The sequence below is a fragment of the Candidatus Omnitrophota bacterium genome (assembly GCA_023227985.1).
In the GTDB taxonomy this organism is placed as follows: domain Bacteria; phylum Omnitrophota; class Gorgyraeia; order Gygaellales; family Profunditerraquicolaceae; genus JALOCB01.
Map to the genome: position 1 here is coordinate 80250 of JALOCB010000002.1, position 6321 is coordinate 86570.

Annotated in this window: 6 protein-coding genes and 1 pseudogene; all 7 read left to right on the forward strand. The window is 50.4% G+C overall.

From position 1 onward, the window contains the following. The first annotated feature begins 1 nt into the window (after position 1). On the forward strand, positions 2-1057 hold the full coding sequence (locus M0R35_00995; protein MCK9594238.1) for a M42 family metallopeptidase: 1056 nt from the start codon (positions 2-4) through the stop codon (positions 1055-1057). 19 nt (positions 1058-1076) lie between these two features. Next, positions 1077-2239 (forward strand): annotated as a pseudogene (locus M0R35_01000) (LL-diaminopimelate aminotransferase). A 10-nt stretch (positions 2240-2249) separates the two neighbouring features. Beyond that, positions 2250-2747, forward strand: coding sequence for a 2-amino-4-hydroxy-6-hydroxymethyldihydropteridine diphosphokinase (gene folK, locus M0R35_01005; GenBank protein MCK9594239.1), 498 nt, complete (start codon positions 2250-2252; stop codon positions 2745-2747). A 3-nt stretch (positions 2748-2750) separates the two neighbouring features. Then, positions 2751-3608: a pantoate--beta-alanine ligase gene (gene panC, locus M0R35_01010; protein ID MCK9594240.1), complete on the forward strand. Its 858-nt coding sequence runs from the start codon at positions 2751-2753 to the stop codon at positions 3606-3608. Then, the gene (locus M0R35_01015) at positions 3605-4429 is read left to right on the forward strand and encodes an aspartate dehydrogenase (GenBank protein ID MCK9594241.1); all 825 of its coding nucleotides are present in this window, start codon (positions 3605-3607) and stop codon (positions 4427-4429) included. Before panC ends, M0R35_01015 begins: the two co-directional genes overlap by 4 nt. Before the next feature lie 81 nt (positions 4430-4510). Next, on the forward strand, positions 4511-4753 hold the full coding sequence (locus M0R35_01020) for a hypothetical protein (protein MCK9594242.1): 243 nt from the start codon (positions 4511-4513) through the stop codon (positions 4751-4753). A gap of 76 nt (positions 4754-4829) precedes the next feature. After that, the coding region (locus M0R35_01025; protein MCK9594243.1) for an excinuclease ABC subunit UvrA at positions 4830-6321 on the forward strand (1492 nt) is incomplete at its 3' end.

A 6321-nucleotide genomic window follows, 5' to 3' on the forward strand; every position in this document is an offset into this window, starting at 1 on the left:
AATGGATCCGCTGCTCAAAAGAATATTGGACGCTTCAGGCGTTTCAGGATACGAGGAAGAGATCGCCGGGATAATGAAGGCCGAGCTTAAGAAAAGCTGCGATGAGGTTTTGATCGATAATTTCGGCAATGTCATCGCCAGGAAGGGCCCGCCTGCCGGCAGGCAGGGAAAAGGCAAGGTCAAGATAATGCTCGCCGCGCATATGGACGAGATCGGTTTATTGGTCAAGCATATCTCCAAAGAAGGTTACTTGAATTTTATCAAGGTCGGCGGGATCGATGACCGCGTGCTGGTTGGCCAGAAGGTAATAGTCAAATCCAAGGGCCAGGATATTTATGGGATAATCGGGACAAAACCGCCGCATCTTCAGAAAGACGAAGAACGCAAGCATCCGCTTAAATACGAGGATATGTTTATCGATATCGGCGCCAAAAGCAGGGAAGACGCGGAAAAAAGAGTAAGCATCGCTGATCCGGTGGTTTTTGATTCGCAATCCGGGGTATTGAACGGCCCTTTATGCTACGGCAAAGCGGTGGATAACCGCGTAGGCTGTTACGCCCTGATCAAGATCATGGAGAAATTAAAGGTTAACGCCGAGGTTTACGCTGTGGCTACTGTCCAGGAAGAGGTGGGCTTAAAAGGCGCCAGGACATCGTCATTCAAGATCAACCCGGATTTCGCCATTGCCCTGGATACCTCGGTTGCCGGGGATACCCCGGGGATAAAGGAAACAGAATCTTCGCTTAAGCTGGGCAGCGGCGCAGGCATTACTATTATCGAGGCTTCCGGAAGAGGCCTGATCGTCAGCCGCAAGATCAAGGATATGTTCGTAGATACCGCCAAAAAGAATAAGATAAAATACCAGATGGATGTGCTGGAAGGCGGGATGACCGACGGGGCGATAATCTATATGAACCGCGAGGGCGTATCCACCGGAGTGCTGAGCATCCCTACCCGGTATGTTCACGCGCCTACCGGAGTGTTTTCTATCGATGATCTGGAGTCTGTAGTGGAATTGGCGGTTAAAATAGCCGAAAAGGTAGCTAAAGGATATTAGAAAGGAGCAAAGTATTTAAATGGAATTTTCGATCTCAAAACGCCTGCAGGAATTGCCGCCGTATCTTTTTCTGGAAATCGATAAAGCCAAAAGAAAGGCGCGCCAGGAAGGCCGCGATATAATCGATTTAGGCATAGGCGACCCGGACCAGCCTACGCCGGATTTCATTATTCAATCATTGCAGAAGGCCGCGACTGACCCGGCGAACCACCGTTATGCCCTGGACCAGGGGATGCCGGTTTTGCGCCAGGCGATCAGCGAGTGGTATAAAGAGCGGTTCGGGGTTAATCTGGAGCCGGATCACGAGGTGCTTCCTTTGATCGGCTCAAAAGAAGGGATAGCGCATTTCCCTCTGGCATTCACCAATCCCGGGGAATATTCTTTAGTGCCGGACCCGTGTTATCCCCCTTATAAAGGCGGGACGATCTTTGCCGGAGGCAAGCCCTATTTGATGCCTTTGCTGGAAAAGAACAAATTTCTTCCTGACCTGAAAGCGATCCCTCAATCCGTGCTTGAAAAAGCCAGGATGATCTATCTTAATTATCCGAATAATCCCACCGGCGCCACCTGTGAAAAGGATTTTTATGAGCAGGTAATAAATCTCGCGTTGAAATATAAGCTCATAGTCATTTCAGATCTGGCATATTCGGAAATGGCTTATGACGGCTATAAACCTTTGAGTTTTCTGGATGTGGATGGCGCCAAAGAAGTCGGAATTGAATTCCATTCGCTTTCCAAGACCTGCAATATGACCGGCTGGAGAGTGGGCTGGGCCTGCGGAAATAAGGCCCTGGTTGCCGGACTGGCTAAAGTCAAGTCCAATATCGATTCCGGGATATTCTCCGCGGTCCAGGTCAGCGCGGTAACGGCAATAAAGGAAAGCGGCAGCCATATCAGCAAGATGTGTAAGGTGTACGAGGAGCGCAGGGATATCCTGCGGACGGATTGAACGCCATGGGCTGGAAGGTGAATAAACCCAAGGCTACTTTTTACGTCTGGGCAGACATTCCCAAGGGCAACAAGTCTATAGATTTCTGCGCCAGGATCCTGGAAAAGGCGAACATCGTGGTCACCCCTGGCGTGGGATTCGGAGAAAGCGGCGAAGGTTATATCCGGTTCGCTTTGACCGTGGATAAGGCCAGGATAAAGGAAGCAGTGGAGAGGTTGAAGAAAATAATTTAAGTCGAATTATATGGCCACTTGTTACATAGGTATTGGTTCTAACCTCGGCGATAGAAGATATCATATCGATAAAGCCATAAAAGAGATCCGTATGCTTGGTGTAACCAAAGTAAAGAAAATCTCCCGCATCATTGAAACTTTACCGCAAGGCGGCCCTGTTCAGGGCCCGTATCTTAACGGCGTATTGGAAATCGAGACGCAACTCAGCCCCTATCAGCTTTTGCAGGAACTCCAAAAAATAGAAACAGCCCTGGGAAGGGTGCGCGCAGTAGTCAACGGCCCGCGCACCATTGACCTGGATATATTGACTTACGCCGGCCTGCGTATCCATGAGGACGCGCTGTGTATACCGCATCCCAGGATGATGGAGCGCGATTTTGTCCTTGGCCCTTTAAAAGAGATCGCCCCTGAGGTTATAGGCAGTCTCCGGAAAGCAAAAGGTAAACCAGTTAAACCCGGATTTAAGAGGAAGGCTATTGTTAAACGCAGATCAAAGGCTAAGAAATAATTGATGAAGATAATCCGCGGCATAAGGGTAATGCAGGATTTGAGCGGCCGATGTAAGAGAAAAGGCCTGCGTATCGGCCTGGTGCCGACAATGGGGGCTTTGCACGAGGGGCATCTAAGCCTGGTGCGGGGCTGCCGCAGGGACAATGATATTACTGTAGTCAGCATATTCGTCAATCCCATCCAGTTCGGCCCTAAAGAGGATTTCAGGCGTTATCCCCGGACGGCGCGAAAAGACGCAATGCTCTGCCGTAAACAAGGAGTGGATTATATATTTTATCCGTCAGCCAAGGATATGTATCCGCCTGGTTTCAAGACCGGCGTTTCTGTCAGGGAACTGGGAAAAGGTTTATGCGGCGCATCCCGGCCAGGGCATTTTGACGGAGTGACCACAGTAGTGGCCAAACTATTCAATATCGTCCGTCCGGATAACGCCTATTTCGGCCAGAAGGACTGCCAGCAGGCGGTGATCATCAAGCGGATGGCCCAAGACCTGGATTTCGGCATAAATATAAACGTGATGCCTATTGTCAGAGAAGAAGACGGCCTGGCTTTAAGCTCAAGGAATATTTATCTGGATGACCGGCAAAGGAACGACGCGTTATGCCTTTGCGCCGCTTTAAGCCTGGCAAAGGACCTGATCAAAGCCGGGCAAAGGGATCCCCAAGCGATCATCCGCAGAATGTCGGCTTTGATCGCAGCGGCAAAGAATGCTGATGTCGATTATATAAAGATCGTGGACCCAGACAACCTAAAGGAGATATCCCGGATAAGCGATGAATGTTTGATCTGCCTGGCGGTAAAGATCGGCAATACCAGGCTGATCGATAATATCGTGATAAGGCCCGGATTAAAAAAATGAATAAGAAATTAAGGATCGGAATAGTCGGGTGCGGGGCGATAGGCAGTTCATTGGCTAAGATAATCACGAGGGATTTTGCCAAGAAAGCCGGTTTATCCGCTTTGCAGGACATTAATTGCGCCAGGTCCAGGGACTTGTCAAAGCGCGTTTCGCCGGGGAAAGATCTGGCGGTCCCTTGTTTGGATGAATTGATCCGCAGGTCCGACCTAGTGATCGAAGCGGCGCATGCCAGTGTTTCGGCTGAGATCGCCTCGCGGGTGCTTAAGTCAAAGCGCGACATAATGATAATGAGCGTGGGTGGTATTGTCGGGTCTTTTGGCAAGTTGAGCAGGTTAGCGGACGCGAATAACCGCAGGATATATATACCCAGCGGAGCGATCGCCGGGGTGGACGCTTTAAAGGCGGCTGCCATGGGTAAGATAAGAAAAGTTATCCTGACCACGCGCAAGAACCCGAAGTCTTTTTCCGGGGTTAAATACATCGCGGATAAGAAGATCGACCTGAAAAAAATAAAAAAGGACACGGCGATATTTTCGGGTTCCGCGGCGCAGGCGATGAAATTCTTTCCCCAGAATATCAATGTGGCGGGGGTTTTGAGCATTGCCGGGATAGGGCCGGTCAAAACGCAGGTCAGGCTGATCGCCTCGCCGTCAACCACGAAGAATATCCACGAGATCCGGATACAGGCTGAGGCGGGCGATATCTTCACCCGCACAGAAAATATATTGCATCCGGATAATCCCAAGACCAGTTATATGGCGGTGCTTTCCGCCCTGGCTACCTTGAAACAGGTGCTTTATCCGGTGCGGGTAGGGACTTGACGGTAGATTGTCGCGCGCCGGCAATGACGATTGCCGGCGAATGTTTAACTCACAAACTTGTGAAGGGAGGTGAATACATATATGGCCAAGAAATTAGTCAAAGTCGGAGTAAAGAGGCAGAAGGGCTATCTTTATTACGTTGATAAAGCCGGTGATGTGTCTTGCGCGAAAATGGCAAGAGGCAAGAGCAAAGGCGGTAAGCCCCAGAAAGTCGCCAAGTGCGGCATAAAGAGAGAGGTTGGTTATCTCTACTTTGTGGACAAGCAAGGTGATGTCTCCTGCGCGAAGATGCAGAGAGGCGGCAAAAAGAAGAAAAAGAGATAAGCACGTTCCTTAAAATAAGGCCCCTGGAGTCCGGTTGGGATTTACAGGGGCCTTGTTTTTTGTTATAATCCTTTCTATGGAAGAATTCATCGTAATACGTAAAGCGAGAGAGCATAATCTTAAAGGCATAGACCTTAAACTGCCGAGGAATAAATTTATCGTGGTCACCGGGCTTTCCGGATCGGGCAAGTCCAGCCTGGCCTTCGATACCATATACGCCGAAGGCCAGCGCCGTTATGTAGAGAGCCTTTCCAGCTACGCCAGGCAGTTCCTGGAACAGTTGCAGAAGCCTGATGTGGAATATATCGAGGGCCTTTCTCCGGCTATAGCCATCGAGCAAAGGACAGCCGGCGGCAGCCCGCGCTCCACAGTAGGGACGCAGACCGAGATCTATGATTACCTGCGCCTGCTTTTTGCCCGCATCGGGCACGCCTCCTGCTATAAATGCGGCGCGCCTATAAACCGCCAGAGCTCCCAGGAGATAGTGGATAAGGTTATGGAATTGCCTCAGAATAAGGCTATCGTTATACTGGCTCCGGTGATCCGCGGCAAAAAAGGCGAATACAGGGATATTCCCGGGCAGATGCAGAAAGCCGGTTTTGTCCGGCTGCGCGTCGATAATGAAATAGTAGAACTGCCGGCAAAGATCAAGCTGGATAGATACAAGATCCACAATATCGAAGCTGTGGTGGACAGGCTGGCAATAAAACCCGGGATAAAAAGCCGGCTGGTGGATTCGGTCGAGACCGCTTTGAAATTCGGCAAAGGCCTGCTTATCGTCCATCTTTCTGATGAAAAAAAAGACCTGGCGTTCAGCGAGGAATACGCCTGTTCAAAATGCGGCATCAGTATCCCTGAAATAGAACCTCGGCTTTTTTCCTTTAATTCCCCGTTCGGCGCCTGCCCGGATTGCAACGGCCTGGGCATAAAGCTGGAATTTGACCCTGCCTTGGTGATCCCGGACCGTTCCAAGTCTATCAACGAAGGCGCAATCGCTGTCTGGAAGCGCGGCGGCAGAGGTTATATACTTTATTACCGCTGGCTTTTGCGCGAACTGGCCAGCCAGATCGGTTTTGACCTGGATATGCCTTTTAATAAACTGGGAAAAGATATCCAGCAGACTATTCTTTACGGCACGGACGAATATGTCGCCGGAAAGCGTTTTGAGGGGGTCATCCCGCATTTGGAGCGGCTTTTCCATGAGACCGACAGCGAGTATTTGAAAACAGAGATCCATAAGTTTATGTCCACCCAGGATTGCCCGGGATGCGGCGGGACAAGGCTGAAAAAGGAGAGCCTGGCGGTAAAGATAAACGGAAAGAATATTTATGAAGTGACAGGGATGTCTTTGGTCAAGTCCAGGGATTTTTTCCGGGGCCTGACTTTGAGCGATAAAGAAAAAATAATCAGCCGCCAGGTGCTCAAGGAGATAATCGCCAGGCTGGGGTTTTGCATTGATGTCGGACTGGATTATCTCACGCTGGACAGGAAGAGCTCAACGCTTTCAGGCGGTGAATCGCAGCGGGTCAGGCTGGCTACCCAGGTAGGCTCGGGGCTGGTCGGGGGGC